Source organism: Flavivirga aquimarina, from assembly GCF_030540835.1.
In the GTDB taxonomy this organism is placed as follows: domain Bacteria; phylum Bacteroidota; class Bacteroidia; order Flavobacteriales; family Flavobacteriaceae; genus Flavivirga; species Flavivirga aquimarina.
On record NZ_JAUOEK010000150.1, the window covers coordinates 22,784 to 39,711 of the forward strand.

13 protein-coding genes are annotated in these 16,928 nt (G+C 33.7%); 7 read left to right on the forward strand and 6 right to left on the reverse strand.

Annotation, left to right across the window (positions count from 1 at the left end; genetic code table 11):
* The 6 genes from Q4Q35_RS15915 to Q4Q35_RS15940 all read left to right on the forward strand — a co-directional run bounded on the left by Q4Q35_RS15915 (position 1) and on the right by Q4Q35_RS15940 (position 9,527).
* Positions 1-1,155 (forward strand): DegT/DnrJ/EryC1/StrS family aminotransferase, encoded by a 1,155-nt coding sequence (locus Q4Q35_RS15915; RefSeq protein WP_303278995.1) that lies wholly within the window; start codon positions 1-3, stop codon positions 1,153-1,155.
* On the forward strand, positions 1,148-2,179 hold the full coding sequence (galE, locus tag Q4Q35_RS15920; protein WP_303278996.1) for a UDP-glucose 4-epimerase GalE: 1,032 nt from the start codon (positions 1,148-1,150) through the stop codon (positions 2,177-2,179). The genes Q4Q35_RS15915 and galE overlap by 8 nt, the downstream gene beginning before the upstream one ends.
* Positions 2,180-2,374: 195 nt before the next feature.
* Positions 2,375-3,916: a helix-turn-helix domain-containing protein gene (locus tag Q4Q35_RS15925; protein ID WP_303278997.1), complete on the forward strand. Its 1,542-nt coding sequence runs from the start codon at positions 2,375-2,377 to the stop codon at positions 3,914-3,916.
* Between the two features lie 253 nt (positions 3,917-4,169).
* Positions 4,170-7,301 carry a SusC/RagA family TonB-linked outer membrane protein gene (locus tag Q4Q35_RS15930; protein WP_303278998.1) on the forward strand — a complete coding sequence of 1,044 codons (3,132 nt, stop codon included), beginning with the start codon at positions 4,170-4,172 and terminating at the stop codon, positions 7,299-7,301.
* A gap of 15 nt (positions 7,302-7,316) precedes the next feature.
* Positions 7,317-8,768, forward strand: coding sequence for a RagB/SusD family nutrient uptake outer membrane protein (locus Q4Q35_RS15935; protein ID WP_303278999.1), 1,452 nt, complete (start codon positions 7,317-7,319; stop codon positions 8,766-8,768).
* Positions 8,769-8,780: 12 nt separating this feature from the next.
* Positions 8,781-9,527: a hypothetical protein gene (locus tag Q4Q35_RS15940; protein WP_303279000.1), complete on the forward strand. Its 747-nt coding sequence runs from the start codon at positions 8,781-8,783 to the stop codon at positions 9,525-9,527.
* 71 nt (positions 9,528-9,598) lie between these two features.
* Here the strand turns inward: Q4Q35_RS15940 and lspA are convergent, their stop codons facing one another.
* The 5 genes from lspA to Q4Q35_RS15965 form a co-directional block, all read right to left on the reverse strand.
* Positions 9,599-10,105, reverse strand: a complete 507-nt coding sequence (lspA, locus tag Q4Q35_RS15945) for a signal peptidase II (RefSeq protein ID WP_303279001.1) — start codon at positions 10,103-10,105, stop codon at positions 9,599-9,601.
* Complete coding sequence (gene fabD, locus Q4Q35_RS15950) at positions 10,106-10,999, reverse strand: ACP S-malonyltransferase (protein WP_303279002.1); 894 nt, start codon at positions 10,997-10,999, stop codon at positions 10,106-10,108. It abuts the gene before it with no gap.
* A gap of 196 nt (positions 11,000-11,195) precedes the next feature.
* A complete protein-coding gene (locus tag Q4Q35_RS15955) occupies positions 11,196-12,752 on the reverse strand; it encodes an NAD(P)/FAD-dependent oxidoreductase (RefSeq protein WP_303279004.1) in 1,557 nt (518 codons plus the stop codon).
* A gap of 43 nt (positions 12,753-12,795) precedes the next feature.
* A complete protein-coding gene (locus Q4Q35_RS15960) occupies positions 12,796-13,314 on the reverse strand; it encodes a DinB family protein (protein WP_303279005.1) in 519 nt (172 codons plus the stop codon).
* A 4-nt stretch (positions 13,315-13,318) separates the two neighbouring features.
* Positions 13,319-13,981 carry a pyridoxamine 5'-phosphate oxidase family protein gene (locus Q4Q35_RS15965; protein WP_303279006.1) on the reverse strand — a complete coding sequence of 221 codons (663 nt, stop codon included), beginning with the start codon at positions 13,979-13,981 and terminating at the stop codon, positions 13,319-13,321.
* A gap of 98 nt (positions 13,982-14,079) precedes the next feature.
* Between Q4Q35_RS15965 and pdxR the strand changes: the two genes are divergently transcribed.
* A complete protein-coding gene (pdxR, locus tag Q4Q35_RS15970) occupies positions 14,080-15,555 on the forward strand; it encodes a MocR-like pyridoxine biosynthesis transcription factor PdxR (RefSeq protein WP_303279007.1) in 1,476 nt (491 codons plus the stop codon).
* 73 nt (positions 15,556-15,628) lie between these two features.
* Here pdxR and Q4Q35_RS15975 read toward each other — a convergent pair whose 3' ends face one another.
* On the reverse strand, positions 15,629-16,861 hold the full coding sequence (locus tag Q4Q35_RS15975) for an eCIS core domain-containing protein (RefSeq protein ID WP_303279009.1): 1,233 nt from the start codon (positions 16,859-16,861) through the stop codon (positions 15,629-15,631).
* Positions 16,862-16,928 lie beyond the last annotated feature (67 nt).

Consider the following 16,928-nt stretch of genomic DNA (forward strand, 5'->3'; position numbering starts at 1 on the left):
ATGAAGAAAATTCAAATGGTTGACCTTAAAGGTCAGTATAACGGCATAAAAGATGTTGTTAATCCTTCTATTCAAGAAGTTATAGAAAATACCTCATTCATTAATGGACCTAAGGTTCATGAATTTCAAAAGAATTTAGAGCAATATTTAGGAGTAAAACATGTTATTCCCTGTGCAAATGGTACAGATGCGTTGCAAATAGCAATGATGGGCTTAGGTTTAAAGCCAGGTGATGAGGTTATTACTGCCGATTTTACTTTTGCAGCTACTGTAGAAGTGATCGCATTGTTGCAGTTAACACCCGTTTTAGTAGATGTTAATGCCGATGATTTCAATATAGATATAGAAGCTATTAAAAAAGCTATCACACCAAAAACAAAAGCCATTGTGCCTGTTCATTTATTCGGGCAGTGTGCTAATATGGAAGCTATTATGGAGATAGCTAAAGCACATAATTTATTTGTAATTGAAGATAATGCACAAGCTATAGGAGCATCTTATACTTATAAAGATGGTAATAAGGCAAAAGCTGGAACGATAGGACATGTTGCATCTACTTCATTTTTTCCTTCTAAGAATTTAGGTTGCTATGGCGATGGTGGTGCTATTTTTACAAACGACGACGATTTGGCACATACTATTAGAGGTATTGTAAATCATGGTATGTACGAGCGTTACCATCATGATGTAGTGGGAGTAAATTCTCGTTTAGATAGTATCCAAGCAGCAGTTTTAGATGCAAAATTACCGCATTTAGATAGTTATGCTAAAGCGAGACAAAATGCTGCAAAAAAATATAATAAAGCATTTGAAGGATATGAGAATATAATAACACCTATAGTATCGAATGGCTGTTTAAAGGTTTGTGATACTTGCGATTGTCACGTTTTTCATCAATATACACTTAAAATAAAAGGTATAGACAGAGATGCTTTAGCGAAACATTTAAATGCGCATGATATACCATGTGGCATATATTATCCCATTCCACTTCATAAACAAAAAGCATACAAAGATAAAAGGTATAATGAAAATGACTTTAAAGTAACAAATCAGTTAGTTAAAGAAGTGATTTCATTGCCAATGCATACAGAATTGAACGATGAACAAATAGAATATATTACAGCAACAATTATTAAATTTATAAATGGATAAAATATTAGTTACAGGAGGGTTAGGGTTTATAGGGTCGCATACCGTAGTTGAATTACAAAACGAAGGTTATGAAGTTGTAATAATTGATGATTTGTCAAATTCTACAATTAAAGTTTTAGATGGCATAAAAGCTGTAACAGGTAAAGAACCACTTTTTGAAAAGTTGGATTTAAAAGATAAGTTAGGTGTTGAAGCTTTTTTTAAAAAACATAATGATGTAAAAGGAGTTATTCATTTTGCTGCCAGTAAGGCTGTAGGTGAAAGTGTAAAAGAACCTTTATTGTATTACGAAAATAACATAGGAACTTTAGTTTATATTTTAAAAGAACTAAAAAAATTACCGTCAGCGAGTTTTATATTTAGCTCATCCTGTACCGTTTATGGGCAGGCAGACGAATTGCCCATAACAGAAAATGCACCAGTAAAAGAAGCCGAATCTCCTTATGGAAACACAAAGCAAATAGGAGAAGAAATAATTAGCGATACCTGTAAGGTGTCACCTAGTTTAAAAGCTATTGCATTACGTTATTTTAATCCGGTTGGAGCACATGAATCTGTTATGATTGGAGAATTACCTATTGGTGTGCCACAAAATTTAGTTCCTTTTATTACACAAACAGGTATAGGTTTGCGTGAGGAATTATCAGTTTTTGGAGATGATTACCCAACACCAGATGGTACTTGTATTAGAGATTATATTCATGTAGTAGATCTGGCTAAAGCACATGTTATAGCTTTAGAGCGTTTACTTAAAAACAAGAATAAATCTAATTACGAAACTTTTAATTTAGGAACAGGTAAAGGAAGTTCGGTATTAGAAGTTGTTCAATCTTTTGAACGTGTTTCTGGAAAAAAACTAAATTATAAAATTGTTGATAGAAGAGAAGGCGATATTATTTCTGCATATGCAGATACTAATAAAGCTAATAATGAATTAGGTTGGAAAACCGAATTGTCTTTAGACGATGCTATGCGTTCTGCGTGGGCATGGGAACAGAAGGTTAGAGGAAATGAAAAGGAATAACCTCCCTGATTATTCGTTTAAAAAACTATAAAGATTTATTAGAGAGCTTTTTAGTAAAGAATAGATTGTAAATGATGCGTAATAGGGTATATTATTATCGGATCTTACCTTTTTAAGTTTTTTTTAAGAAATATGATCGCCTTTATTTATAATTTCATGGTGTTTTATTTGTAATTACTCTCAATTAGTGCACCAATGTCATTTAACTTAAGAACATTTCTTTTTGTTTTATGCTTATTTGTTATACCAAACAAATTTGTTGCAGCTTCAAATTTAAATATACCACCCGGTTTAGCATTAGTACAAATAGATAGCCTAATCGAGCAGAAAAATATCAGCAATGATATGGCTCAGTTAGAACTATTAATACTTTATAATGATGCAATAGCTAATAAACATTCAGATTCTATTAGAATATTTAAAAAATTAGCTATCATAAATGCGGATCTAGACCAGCCCAAAGATGCATTCATTTACACCGAAAAATATATTAATAATACGTTAGATTTTTCAATTTTAAATGATGGAGTATATCAGGTTATTAGAGATTCTGAAGAGTATAAAGAGTTGTCTGATAATTATATATTGGAAATAGATTGGATTGCTTTTTTGTTTTTATATGTGGCTTTAATCGGCTTTTTTTTTACTGTAATAATTAATTTTTCTAAAAAATCTAATAGAAAAGCAAAATTATTCATTAGTGGTTTTGTAGGTGTACATTCTCTATTTATTATGGAATTTGTTTTGTACATTTCTAATATTCAGTATAAAGTTCCTCATACATATTTAATGGCATCACTGGTTGCACTTTTATACGGGCCATTCCTATATTTTTATTTTAAAAGTGTTACTTATAGTTTTAAATTTAAAGCTATTGATTTATTACATTTTCTACCAACTCTTGTTTTGATTATATTTTTGTTTCCTATGTATTCACTTTCTGGATATGAAAAACTTAGAATCATGTTAGGGTTGAATAATTCATATGATAGCTATAGATATGTCATCTTTATTTCAAAAGTTACGTCACTTTTTATATACGCCATTTTTATAGGAAAGCTACAATATGCGCATAGAAAACAAGAAATTAATTCTGAATATAAAAAGCAACCAATTAATAAATGGAAAAGAACTATTTATAGGATACATATTGTATACCTCGTTTCTTATATTATTTATGGATTACCAGTAAGCGGATTGTTACTTGAATTCCCTTATTTTATCAATTATATACAAGTAAGTGTTATGTCCATTATGGTTATTTACTTAGCTTATATGGCGTATGTACAACCAGAAATTCTTAAGTTCGATTATCCGCATACATTTAAAGATGTAATGACTTTAACTAAATATCAAAAATCGGGACTTACGAATGCTTTATCAAAAGAGCTTAAAGAAAATCTAATCAAGTTATTTGTAGAAGATAAAGTGTATAAAGAAAATAATATAAACCTTGAATCTTTATCTCAGAAGTTAAATACAACAAGGCATAATACCTCTCAAATAATAAACGAACATTTTAATATAAACTTTTTTGAACTTGTAAATAAGTTTAGAATTCAAGAAGCTATTAGGATTCTTAAGGAAGATGTTTATGGAAGTCTTAATATTATAGATATTGCCTACGAAGTAGGATATAATAACAAAGTTACTTTCAACAAAGCATTTAAAAAGGAGACATCGGTTACCCCTTCAGAGTTTATAAATACTCAATTAAAAAAGAGCACGAATAGGTAAATATGAAGTAAACCATCTTCGGTAGGGTAAGGTATTATAAGGATTGCCACTAAATTTTAGCTTTATCCTTTTTTTTATCATTGCAATTGTAATAAGGTAAGGTGGTAATGGAGCTTTACTTTAAATATTTTTAGATTCTTCTAATGCTTTAAAATTTCATAGTAGAGTATAATTTTTTGAATTAGTCACTTAAAAAAATCTTTACTGCCTTCCTTATTTTCAATCTGCGTAGACTAACTCAAAAAAATAATTTATGGAAGTAAGAAATTACTATTTAGTGCTAACGCTAATGGTGTTTGGTGTCATGTCATCGTTTGCACAAGAAAAAGTTATTTCCGGTACTATTGTGGATGCAAATAATATACCATTACCGGGAGCAACCATTATCGTTAAGAACTCTACTAATGGCACCTCAGCAGATTTTGACGGGAATTATTCAATTAAAGTAAATCAGGGAGGAACTCTGGTTTTTAGTTTTGTTGGGTATATAACCCAAGAAATTATAGTTGGTGCATCAAACAGTATTAATGTGGCCATGCGAGAAGACAGAACAAACCTTGAAGAGGTTGTCGTTGTAGCATATGGTTCGCAGACAAGAGAGTCTATAGTTGGATCTGTAGGAGTTGTTTCAAGTACAGTTATAGAGACTCAGCAAGTAACGTCCCCTTTAAGAGCATTACAAGGAGCCGTACCAGGATTGAGTTTAATAACAGCAGGAGGTCAACCGGGAAGTAACCCAATTATTAGAATTAGAGGGATTTCGAGTGAGAGCTTGGAAAGAGGTCCTTTAATTGTGGTAGATGGCGTACCGTTTAATGGTAACCTTAATACAATAAGTCAGGATCAAATCGAATCTGTTTCAGTATTAAAGGACGCTTCTTCATCTGCGTTATATGGCTCAAGAGCTTCAGGAGGTGTTATATTGATTACAACCAAAAAGGGACATATAAACACAGCTCCAAAAGTAACATTGAGATCCCAGATTGGGATATCTAATCCAACCATTGGGATTCATAATTTAGCTGAGCCTGAAGATTATCTCAAGTTAACCTGGCAAGCTTTAAAAAATACCAATCAATACGAAAATGGTCAGACTGCAACCGTAGCAGCTCAAAGTGCGACAAATGAACTGGTTGATTACTTAGGCTATAATCCATATAGTGCAACAAACCCAATAGATGTTAACGGTAATTTGGTGGCAGGTGCAAACTTGTTATGGAATTCTAATTGGGAAGAAGAAATTATTAGAGAAGATTACCTTAGAGTAAATCATAATATTAGTGTATCAGGAGGTGGTGAAAAAACAAGATATTTTATGTCTTTGGATTATTTAAATGAGGACGGACCTGTTATGCCTTCTAATTTCGAAAGAGTAGCTTCAAGATTAAATTTAGAAACTCAAGTAAATGATTGGCTTAAAGTAGGGCTTAATACCAGTTTTTCACGCTCTAGTTCTAATAATCCGGATCAAACAAGTGGGAACACAACGCAAGTCATTTCCTGGATTTATGGATTATCCAGTATTTACCCAATATACGCACGTGATGCCAACGGAAATTTGATTAGAGATGATGCTGGAAATCGTATTTTCGATTTAGGAAATGGGCTCGTTACCGGGCAGGCAGTAAATAGTACAAGACCGGTTTTTGGAGGAGAAAACATTTTGGCAGGTCTAACTTTAGGAAAAGAAAAAAGAGTACTAACCAATTATTTGGCAAATGCTTTTGCAGAGGTAAACCTTTATAAAGGGTTAACATTCAGGACCCAATTGAGTTATGAAAATTATATGTTTGATTCTTATAGTTTTGATGACGATAAGATAGGCATTGCTTCAGGTGAAGATGTAAAAGGAAGAGTAAGCCAGCAAAGAAACTTAACAACGACCCTTAATGCTATACAATCTTTAAATTATAAGAGGAATTTTGGAGATCATAATATCTCTATTGATGCTATAACAGAGGCTTATACAAATACTCAGGATGATTTACTGGCACAAGGTACTGGTTTTTTACCTGGAGTAGAAAACTTGGATGGAAGTAGGACCCCAGAAGGTGTTGGAGGCAATATTCTTACATCGAGGCTTAATAGTTATTTAGGGAGACTTAACTATAATTTTAATGAAAAATATTTTGGTGAGTTTTCAATAAGAAGAGATGGATCTAGCCGTTTTCATGAAGATACAAGATGGGGTAATTTCCTAGCCGGTGGTGTGAGTTGGATCGTATCTAAAGAGAATTTCTTGAATGAAAGTAATACACTCACATTTTTAAAACTTAGAGGGTCTTATGGCGAAATAGGAAATAATAGAACGACAAGCCTTTTTCCTTATCAATCCGTATTTCGAACAGGTTTTGTTAATGAAGGCAATTCGGGTATATTATTAGAAGGTGTCTCTGATGTAAATTTAAGATGGGAAAAAGTAGAGTCTTTAAATATTGGAGCCGATTTCGAATTGTTTAATGGAACAATATCAGGAACTCTTGAATACTATAGTAAAGAATCTGTAGACTTAATTATGGATAAGCCACTTCCTTCTTCTTTGGGAGTTAATAAAATTGTAACAAATATAGGATCCATTAAAAATTATGGATGGGAAGCATCATTAAGATCTATTAATTTTAATTCTGATGATTTTACATGGACCACTGGAGTTAATTTTGCATTAAACAAGAACGAATGGACCAAATTATCACAAGATCAGATTATCGTTGGGTCTAAACGTTATATAGTTGGTGGTTCTATTTTTGATTTCTATATTCGGGAGTGGGCAGGAGTAGACCCAGCAGATGGACGTGGTATGTGGTTTACGGATGTATTGGATGCTAATGGTGATGTTATTGATAAAGTAACAACGAAAGATTATGACGATGCAACAAGATATGAACAAGGAAAAACATCATTGCCGGATATAGAAGGCGGATTTACTTCTTTTATAAGATACAAGCAATTTGATTTGAATATTTTGTTTAATTATAGTTTTGGAGCTTATTTATTAGACAGTGACTATTCTCTGCTTATAAATCCTTTTAAAAACCCTGGCGGAAGTGCTCATCCCGATAATTTTAATGCATGGCAAAACCCTGGAGACATTAGCAATGTTCCATTATTATTAACAAGTAATAATGATCATGCATCTCGTTCTACGCGCTTCTTATATAAAAATGATTATGTAAGATTAAAAAGTTTGACGCTTGGATATAATCTTCCACAAACAACAATCGAAAGAATAGGATTAAGCAAATTGAGGTTGTTTCTACAGGCAGATAATATTTTTACCTGGCAATCACATAAGGGAATTGATCCAGAGCAAGCATTTAATGGTGTTACGAATAACAGATCACCATTATCTAAAACAATTACATCTGGGATTATTTTAGAATTTTAAAAAAATTAAAGGAAAATGAAAACATTCAAAATTATATACAAAAAGTTTCTATTAGTTTTTATAACGACTATACTGTTTAGCTGCTCAAAAGACTTTTTAGATGAGCCTCAAAATACGGCAGGACTTCCAGAAAACGTTGTTTTTTCAGATAGAGAAATTGTACAATCTTTTGTGACAGGAATTTATGATAGATACAAAGGGCAGTGGGATAATGATTTAACAGATGGTGTGAATAATTCATCTGTTGATACAGGAGGCTTGTACGCTATGTATTTTGCAAGAACCGTTAAAGGAAATGATTTGATTCAGGCACCTTCACTTTTTAGGTTTGATTATGCTCACGATAATAAACAACCTACCTATAGAAGGACAAATTTTACATGGACCTTTAACTATGAAATTGTAAATTATGCAAACGTATTAATTAATGGTGTTGAAAATAGCCCGGATTTAGACGAAGTAACTAAAAAAGAGTTTATTGCAATAGGAAAAGTGATACGTGCGTTTCATTATTTTCAAATAGCCTTAGAATTTGCTCCAAATTATAACAACGATAGAACAGTAGCAAGAATTCCTATTTATACTGGACCGGCGACAGGAAATGCTCCAAGCCCCTTATCAGATGTTTATGATTTAATACTATCAGACTTAAAAGCTGCCATTCCGGATTTATCGGAAGAAAGGTTAGGTAAAAGTTATATTAACAAATCGGTTGCTAACGGCATTTTAGCACGTGTATTATTGGTAACTCAAGATGATTGGACTTTGGCTGCTTCATCAGCAAAAGCTGCTTATGGAGGTAATGCTTCATCTGCTGTGGTTTCAACAAATTGGGGTAATGGTTTTGATGAATTATCAGATCAGGACTGGCTGTGGGGGCACTTTCAAAATGGTATAAGCGAATCTAATTTTTATTGGTTATCACCACATAGTATGACCGACCATAAAGGAGATGGATATAGCGCTACTTTCATAAATACGAATTTTAGAGACATGTTTTCTGATACAGATGTTAGGAAGTTGTTTGAAGATTTATATAATTCTTCAACAGCCTATAGAGAATTTGTTACGAATAAGTTTGTATTTACATTTGCATCAGATGTGCCTTTAATGCGTAAATCTGAAATGGTATTGATCGATGCAGAAGCACAATATAATTTAGGGAATGAGACTGGAGCCAGAAACTTACTATTTGCATTGCAACAAGATAGAGATCCTAATGCGACAATATCTACTAATTCTGGGAGTGCACTTATGAACGAGATCTTGTTAGAAAGGCGTAAAGAACTCTACGGAGAAATAGGAGTAGAATGGTTTGATGCTAAAAGGCTTAGGTTACCTATTAATAGAGATCCGGAGCATAGAATCGTTGTAAATGTTCCTGCCGATAGCGAATTGTTTTATTTAAGCATTCCGCAATCAGAAATAGATGCAAATCCTAATATGGATGCTAGTCTTAACCAATAAATTAAAAACGACATGAAAAAAATATTATACATATTAACAATTGTATTGTCCCTATCGTCTGTTTTAAGTTGTGAGAAAAATGACGATTCCCCAATTATTATTAATATTAATTATGTGGGTTTTGAATCTGGTTTTATTTTAGGATCAGACCCTATAGGAACAGCATCAGAAGAAGTTCGTATAGCTGCATCTAATACTACAAATAGCGATAGAACTTTTAATATAGTTATTGATGCAGATTTAACAACTGCTGACCCTTCTGCATATTCTTTCCCTTCAACAGTAACTATCCCAGCAAATACTAATTTAGGAAGTTTTGTTGTAGAGGTTAATGGTGAAAACATAAATGCTTTGGGCGATGATATTCTTGCTATTAAATTTGTTTCAGATGAGGAAAATCTTCTTATTAGCGATCCTATTAGTTTAAATTTAAGACAAGTTTGCCCTAATCCAGAAGTGGTTTTAGATATAACATTCGATGATTTCCCAGGTGAAATTTATTGGGCTGTACTGGATTCAGGTGATAATATAGTTTTTGAAAGTGCTGATGGAGGCGCATATGGCGCTTATAGCGGCGAAGCTGGAGAGATGATATCAAGATCATTATGTATATTACAATCTGGAATCTATACCTTTCAAATTCAAGATCAGTATGCAGATGGTGCAGGTCCGTTTACAATATCCTATGATGGAAGTATTATATTTTCATCAGATGGAGTCTATGGGGGTGGGGTAGAAACAGAATTTACTGTAAATTAAGCATTAAGCCCTCATAAATTAACTAAACTAAACTTAGGAAAAACCGAGATATTTATCTTGGTTTTTTTTATTTATACAGTTTTCTTTTTAAAACTAGTTAAAACAAGAATAATCATACCTGTAGTTACAGACAAGTCGGCCATATTAAAAATACCAGTTCTAAAAATACCGCCCAAATCTATAAAGAAAAAATCAGTAACTTTTCCATAAACGATACGATCGTACACATTAGCTAATCCACCACCAATAATACTCGAGAAAGCAAAAAGAGAAAGTGTATCTAAGCTTTTATTTTTAAAAACATGTACTAATACAAAGCCGAGCACAACTATGGGTAAAATAAGTAATAGAATAATTCTAAGAGTTGGGTTTAAGTCGCTACCCATACCCAGAAAAGCACCTTCGTTTTCAACATTCATCATTAAAAAAGCATCTCCTATTAAAGAAATACGTTCGCCGGGATTTATATTTGTTCGGAGTTCAATATGAGTGCGAACCAGTGTTTTAGAAATTTGATCGACAGCAATCGTTAAAACAATAACTAATAAAATATAAATAGAACGTTTAGTGAATTTCATTTAGTCGTTAGTTTCAAAAGTTGCCGAAGCTGTTTGAGATTCTCTATTAATCTTCTTTACCAGACCTTGCAATACTTTACCGGGGCCAACTTCTGTAAATAGAGTGGCACCATCAGTAATCATTTGTTGTACAGATTGTGTCCAACGTACCGGAGCTGTTAATTGAGAAATTAAATTAGTTTTTATAGCCGTTTCATCAATAACAGCATTCGCCGTTACATTTTGATAAATAGGACAATTAGGTTTACTAAATACGGTATTTTCTATGGCAGCTGCCAATTCTTCGCGAGCAGGTTCCATTAATGGTGAATGAAAAGCACCTCCAACAGGTAATACTAAGGCTCGGCGTGCACCTTCTTCTTTTAACGATTCACAAGCTTTATTTATGGCTTCAACTTCTCCCGATATTACCAGTTGCCCCGGGCAGTTATAGTTTGCTGCAACAACAACACCATCAGTGGTAGCACATACTTTTTCAACAATATCGTCATCTAATCCTAAAACAGCAGCCATGGTACTTGGTTGTAATTCACAAGCTTTTTGCATAGCCAAAGCACGTTGAGATACTAACGTTAGTCCATCTTTAAAATTTAAGGCACCGTTTGCTACTAATGCAGAAAATTCCCCAAGAGAATGTCCGGCAACCATTTCTGGTTTAAACGTATCACCTAATGTTTTTGCTAAAATTACTGAGTGTAAAAATATAGCAGGCTGCGTTACTTTAGTTTCTTTAAGATCTTCTGCAGACCCTTCAAACATTATGTCTGTAATATTGAAACCAAGAATATCATTTGCCTGTTCAAATAATTCTTGAGCTAAAGGGGAGTTTTCGTAAAGGTCTAAACCCATGCCTGAAAATTGAGCACCTTGACCCGGAAATATATATGCATTCATGTACTAGTAGTTATCGTTTTGGTGCTGCAAAAGTATAAATAAAATCTTTAAAAAGATATAAGTATCGTTCTGAAGGCTCAGAACTGTTAGAAAATAGAATCAAGACTTAAATTTAACTTGATTAGAAAAATATTGCACTTTTATCGATAAGGTCTATGTTCTTGTTTCTGAAAGCGAAGCGGTCTATTTTCTACTATTACAAATTCATAATAGCAGCTTCAGCACAACGTTCCCCATCCATAGCAGCAGATATAATACCACCGGCATAGCCCCCACCTTCACCACATGGAAATAAATTGGATACTTCTGGATGCTGTAATTGTTCGTTTCTGGGAATACAAACAGGTGATGAGGTTCTGGATTCTACTCCAACAATATTCGCCTCAGCAGTATAATAGCCTTTCATTTTTTGTCCGAAAGCAAGAAATCCTTTTCTAAGTCTGCTTCCTATTAATTTTGGTAATAATGAATGCAAAGGAGCCGATTTTAATCCTGGTTGATAGGAGGTTGGGTTTAAATCGTTCGATAGTTTGCCTTCCACAAAATCGGTGAGTCTTTGTGCTGGTGCGACCTGACTTCTACCTCCGGATGTAAAGGCTAGCTTTTCTAAATTTTTCTGATATTCTAACCCTTTTAAAACACCAAATTTTTCATATTTATGTAAATCAACATCTGCATTAATTTCAACGACGATACCCGAATTGGCATACAGGTTATTTCGTTTAGAAGGCGACATACCATTTACTACAACTTCACCATTTGCTGTTGCTGCGGGTACTATAAAACCACCGGGACACATACAAAAGGAATAAACCCCTCTGTTGTTTACCTGATTTACTAAACTGTAAGAGGCAGCAGGAAGTAATGCATTACGTTCGCCACTGCAATGGTACTGTATAGAGTCTATAATGTGTTGTGGATGCTCTACCCGTACTCCCATAGCAAAGGACTTAGCTTCTAACGCTATGTCTTTTTTATGTAGTAAATAAAAGATATCACGAGCAGAATGTCCAGTGGCTAAAATAACCTTGTTTACAGTCATTTCACTGCCATTTTGCAATTGAATGGCCTGTATGTTATTTTTCTTAATTATAAAATCGACTACCCGGGTTTCAAAATGAACCTCGCCACCGTAATTTAAGATGGTTTCTCTAATATTTTGAACCACTTTGGGTAATTTATTAGTACCGATATGAGGGTGAGCATCAATTAAAATTTGATTGGTAGCACCATGAAATACTAAATTTTCAAAAATGCGTCTAACATCCCCTCGCTTTAAGCTTCGGGTATATAATTTCCCATCACTATAAGTGCCAGCACCACCTTCACCAAAACAATAGTTAGAATCATTGTTTACAAAATGATCTTGGTTTATGGCCTTTAAATCCCGACGACGGTCTTTCACATTTTTACCGCGTTCTAATACAATCGGTTTATAACCTAATTCAATACAACGCAAAGCAGCATACATACCAGCTGGGCCAAACCCAATAATATGAATGGGTTTAGCTTTAGAGACATCTTTATAATCAAATTGGTATTCAGAAGTTTTAGGTAATGCTTCTCTAATATAAACGGCAACCTTATAGTTGAAGATTATTTTTGGTTTTCGGGCATCAATAGATTTTCGAAGGATTTTAATGCCTGTTATAACTTCTTTATCAATATCTAAAGCATGTGCCGATTTTATTGTTAAAATATCATTACGCTCTTCTTCTTTAAGTGAAATACGAAGCTGAATTTCTTTTACCATGAGGTAAAATTACTTAAATTTAAAAGAACGATTTTTTAAAAGTTTATTTATGTGTAAAGTAACGTTCGTTTAAAATATTAAGATGATGTTTTGCGTGTCCAATGATGGTGAATCCAATAGCGAGTGCCGTAATTTCTTTTTCGGAACAAATGCCGGTTTTATGAAGCATATCTTTGCTAAAACTTTCAAACAATATAGTATTCGACTGTCTTACGAATTTAAACTCTTTTAACAAGTCTTCAATGCTTCTATTATTAGCATTAGAGTTTTCGGCATATATGTTTTCATCAAAGCCCAAAAGCGCCTTTGGTTCAGACCGAGCTATGGATAAAGCTCTGTAAGCAAATATTCTTTCAGTATCAATAACATGTTGAAGCAATTCTTTAGGAGTCCATTTGTTTGATTCATATCTGTATTCCCCATGTAGTATGAGGTTTTTAGAAATACTGTCAAAAATAGTTTCACTGTTTCTTAAGCCACTTATTAAGTCAATATCGTTATCTACCAAAGCGATATATCTGTCGTAAAAGTTTGGAATAAATTTTAAGTCGGATTTTTTCATTGTTTTAGGCTTTATGCTTTTTATAATAAGTTACTACGTGTTTGGGTGTTCTAATTTGCCTTGGTAACAAGGCGTCTTTAACAGGAAGTTTCGCGACCTGCTTTAATGGTACGATGCCTGCCCAAACAGGAAACTCTAAATCACTTTTTTCATCCTGAACCCCTACGTCTCTAATTTTTGCCGAAGCAGTTTGTATTTCCATTTCGAGAACTAGTGTGCTATTCAGCTCTTTAAGATTCATAGGTCTTAATGTATCCCATCGGCCAGGAATCATGTGATCCAGAACACATTTTAAAGCCGTTTTCTTTTCTTCCCGATCTTCAACTTCTGTAATGCTGGTAAATAGTGTAGCAGATCTGTAATTTACCGAATGATGAAATCCGGAACGAGCTAATACAAGTGCATCTAAATGCATGATGGTCATACTGGCTTCTTTGGCTTCTAAAAGAGCTAATAGCATTCTGTTTTTTAGGGAGCCGTGTAGATATATTTTATTTTCTATTCTACCGTAAGCCATAGGCAAACAAATAGCTTTCCCTTTGTAATTGTAGCTTACGTGTCCTACAAATCCTGCGTCCAGAATATTATTTATTTCCTCTACATCATAAACAGCTCTTTTGGGCCCTCGTTTTACTTGATTTAGTTCTGATGTTGTGTAAGTTGACATAACTATCCGATTTGATTGATGTTTGTTATTTAAAACAAATTTAGTAGATTTATGGATCGTCATATTCATCCAGAAATCATTTTTTAAATAGTCCAGTTATGATTCCTTATAAAACCATTATTAAAATAGATAGAACTAGTAAACAACCTGTTTACATTCAGCTTACCAATCAGTTTATAGATTTAATCAAGGAACGCACCCTTCCGCCGCAGGCAAAATTACCGGGAAGCAGAACCTTGTCAGATTTAATAGGTCTGCATAGAAAAACGGTGGTAGCTTGTTATGAAGAGCTTGAAATGCAAGGGTGGGTAATAAGTGTTCCAAAAAAAGGAACGTTTGTACATAAGGACATTCCAATATTACAACAGCAAGAATGGCCAGAAAAACTGCTTGGCAAAAAGGATGATAAGACAGGATTTGCCTTTGAACAAAATCCTATTTTATGTAGAAATTTTCCACAGCATTATGCTGATGATTATATGTATGTAAACGATGGTGTCCCAGATGAACGGCTAACACCCATTAAAGATTTATCTATTATTTATAGAAAAATAGCAAATAAAAAAAGCACATTTGATTATATGAATTATGGAACCACTTATGGAAATCCAGAATTAAGAGAGACTTTGGCAGGGTATTTAAACGAAACCAGAGGATTAAATATTACTAAAGATAATATTCTTATAACCAGAGGTAGCCAGATGGGTATGTTCTTGACAGCTCAGTTATTAATTAAGAATCAAGATTATATTATAGTGGGCGAAACCAATTACAGTTCTGTGAATACCACGTTTGAATTTCCCGGTGCTAAGCTGTTAAAGGTTAAGGTAGATAAACACGGATTGGATACTCATGCTATAGAAAAACTTTGTAAAAAGTATGCGGTTAAGGCGGTTTATACAACATCGCATCATCATCACCCTACAACCGTGACGCTTTGTGCTGAGCGTAGAATGCATCTTTTAAATTTAGCCAAGGCGCATCATTTTGCCATTTTAGAGGATGATTACGATTACGATTTTCATTATAACCATGCGCCTATTTTGCCTTTGGCGAGCCATGATACTTGTGGGAATGTTATTTATGTAGGTTCGATTTGCAAAACAGTAGCCCCTGTTTTTAGAGTAGGTTATTTAATCGCACCAAAACCTTTTGTGAACGAATGCGCTAATTTACGACGTTTTATAGACAGGCAAGGGGATGCTATTTTAGAATTGACCTTTTCCAGCTTTATTAAAGACGGCAGTTTAGACAGGCATATTAAAAAGGTTGTTAAAATTTATAAAGAGCGTCGGGATTTCTTTTGTAAACTTCTTAAGGAAGAATTAAGCGATTATCTCTCTTTTGAAATTCCAAAAGGAGGTATGGCACTTTGGGTAACCCTAAATAAAAACTATTCGTGGGAAACAGTTACTGATATTGCTAAACAACAAAAGCTAATTATTTCGGAATGGAAACGTTATGATATGACTAATGCGAACCATAATGCTATAAGGGTGGGGTTTGCACGTTATGATGAGACGGAGGCTAAGGAATTTGTAAAACGGTTTAAAAAAACGATGCAGGATTATTGATAAGCAAGAATCTTTTAATAAGTCAAAAATTCAGACTTTTAATAAACTACATTTCAGTGCAATTTGGATTTTGTTACAGACTATATTGTTCATCTGTGGGGTAATGAGCAGGAGACATTGGTCTTGTTATTCCTCCAGAGTAAGGTTCGTCCCATGTAGCATCGCCTTTTGCTACAGCTTTTGCTCTGGTTTGAAACCTTTTTATGATATTAGACGCTCTTCCTCTTCTTCTTTTGGCCTTATCCGACTTAGATTCTTCTTCTTCTGAATCTGACGACATTTCATCTTCAGCTGGATAAACAACAGAAGCTTTAATGTCAGCTAAATCTAAATCAAACCATTCAGGGACATTGCTGCTACAGTCATGATAATCAGCTCCACAGGTCTCTCTTTCTGTATAAAGCCAGTGAAAATCTAATTTATCTTTATAACTAGGGCCATATGTACCAAGAATAAAAATGTATAATAATTTTTCAGAATGCTTTCCTTCTGAATGTTCACTTGTTCTAAATGTCTTTCCACTAGCTTTCACTGTATAACAGATTGTAGCGATATTTCTACCTCCCAGGTCTTCTTCTTCTCTCCATTCGCGTGCATCTGCTGAATAATCAGAAGTACCATATGAAACAAGAGTGTTTTTCATTAGTTGAACAGAATCATTCTCATAGCTTTTCAAACTTAGAATTTTACTTCCCAATTTATTATTTGCCTTTAGTGCTTTATCTCCCATTACATCAGCCTCCTTCTCCAACGCCATATCATTATTGATATTTACCTTTCCTTTCAACTGCATGGTAGGTTTAACTCGTCCTTGTTTCTGTTGCACCACATGCCAGGCTTCATGAGGTAAATGTTTTTCCTGTCCAGAAGCTAAATGTATATCAGTTCCTTGTGCATAAGCATGGGCTTGTAATTGCGTTGGTTTGTTAGAGTTGTAATGGACTTTAACATCATCCATTGAATAGCCGGATAGGTTTTCTATTCCTGTTTTTAGATTATTAGGCAAACCCGTATTATTTTCTTTGTTTTGAAAGGTCAGTTGTTGGCTAGAATTATTGTCGGCCATGGCTTGCAATTGAGCTGTTTGTTTAACTTGTGTGGAGTTATTAGCCATGTCCTGAAAAGATCTCAATTGAGTCGTTTTTGAACTATTATTAGTTGTCTTTTTTAGTTTCTGTTGAAAAATAGTATTAGTTCGATTGTCAATAAATTGAAAATTAGATACTCTATCTGCTTGTTTTTTAGATGCATCATTTATAATTGACTTTCTTTTATTTTCTTGTATTTTCTCAGTGTAAGTATTCATAATTTACTTTTAATGTAAAAAACATTACAAAGTAAACTTAGTTTATTTTTCTTACAAAAACAAATCT

What these genes read in the sequence shown, in the direction of transcription:
- Q4Q35_RS15935 (WP_303278999.1), top strand. Translation starts at nt 7,317, where the DNA reads ATGAAAACATTCAAAATTATATACAAAAAGTTTCTATTAGTTTTTATA.
- Q4Q35_RS15965 (WP_303279006.1), bottom strand. Translation starts at nt 13,981, where the DNA reads ATGTCAACTTACACAACATCAGAACTAAATCAAGTAAAACGAGGGCCC.
- Q4Q35_RS15975 (WP_303279009.1), bottom strand. Translation starts at nt 16,861, where the DNA reads ATGAATACTTACACTGAGAAAATACAAGAAAATAAAAGAAAGTCAATT.
- fabD (WP_303279002.1), bottom strand. Translation starts at nt 10,999, where the DNA reads ATGAATGCATATATATTTCCGGGTCAAGGTGCTCAATTTTCAGGCATG.
- Q4Q35_RS15960 (WP_303279005.1), bottom strand. Translation starts at nt 13,314, where the DNA reads ATGAAAAAATCCGACTTAAAATTTATTCCAAACTTTTACGACAGATAT.
- lspA (WP_303279001.1), bottom strand. Translation starts at nt 10,105, where the DNA reads ATGAAATTCACTAAACGTTCTATTTATATTTTATTAGTTATTGTTTTA.
- Q4Q35_RS15915 (WP_303278995.1), top strand. Translation starts at nt 1, where the DNA reads ATGAAGAAAATTCAAATGGTTGACCTTAAAGGTCAGTATAACGGCATA.
- Q4Q35_RS15940 (WP_303279000.1), top strand. Translation starts at nt 8,781, where the DNA reads ATGAAAAAAATATTATACATATTAACAATTGTATTGTCCCTATCGTCT.
- pdxR (WP_303279007.1), top strand. Translation starts at nt 14,080, where the DNA reads ATGATTCCTTATAAAACCATTATTAAAATAGATAGAACTAGTAAACAA.
- galE (WP_303278996.1), top strand. Translation starts at nt 1,148, where the DNA reads ATGGATAAAATATTAGTTACAGGAGGGTTAGGGTTTATAGGGTCGCAT.
- Q4Q35_RS15930 (WP_303278998.1), top strand. Translation starts at nt 4,170, where the DNA reads ATGGAAGTAAGAAATTACTATTTAGTGCTAACGCTAATGGTGTTTGGT.
- Q4Q35_RS15925 (WP_303278997.1), top strand. Translation starts at nt 2,375, where the DNA reads ATGTCATTTAACTTAAGAACATTTCTTTTTGTTTTATGCTTATTTGTT.
- Q4Q35_RS15955 (WP_303279004.1), bottom strand. Translation starts at nt 12,752, where the DNA reads ATGGTAAAAGAAATTCAGCTTCGTATTTCACTTAAAGAAGAAGAGCGT.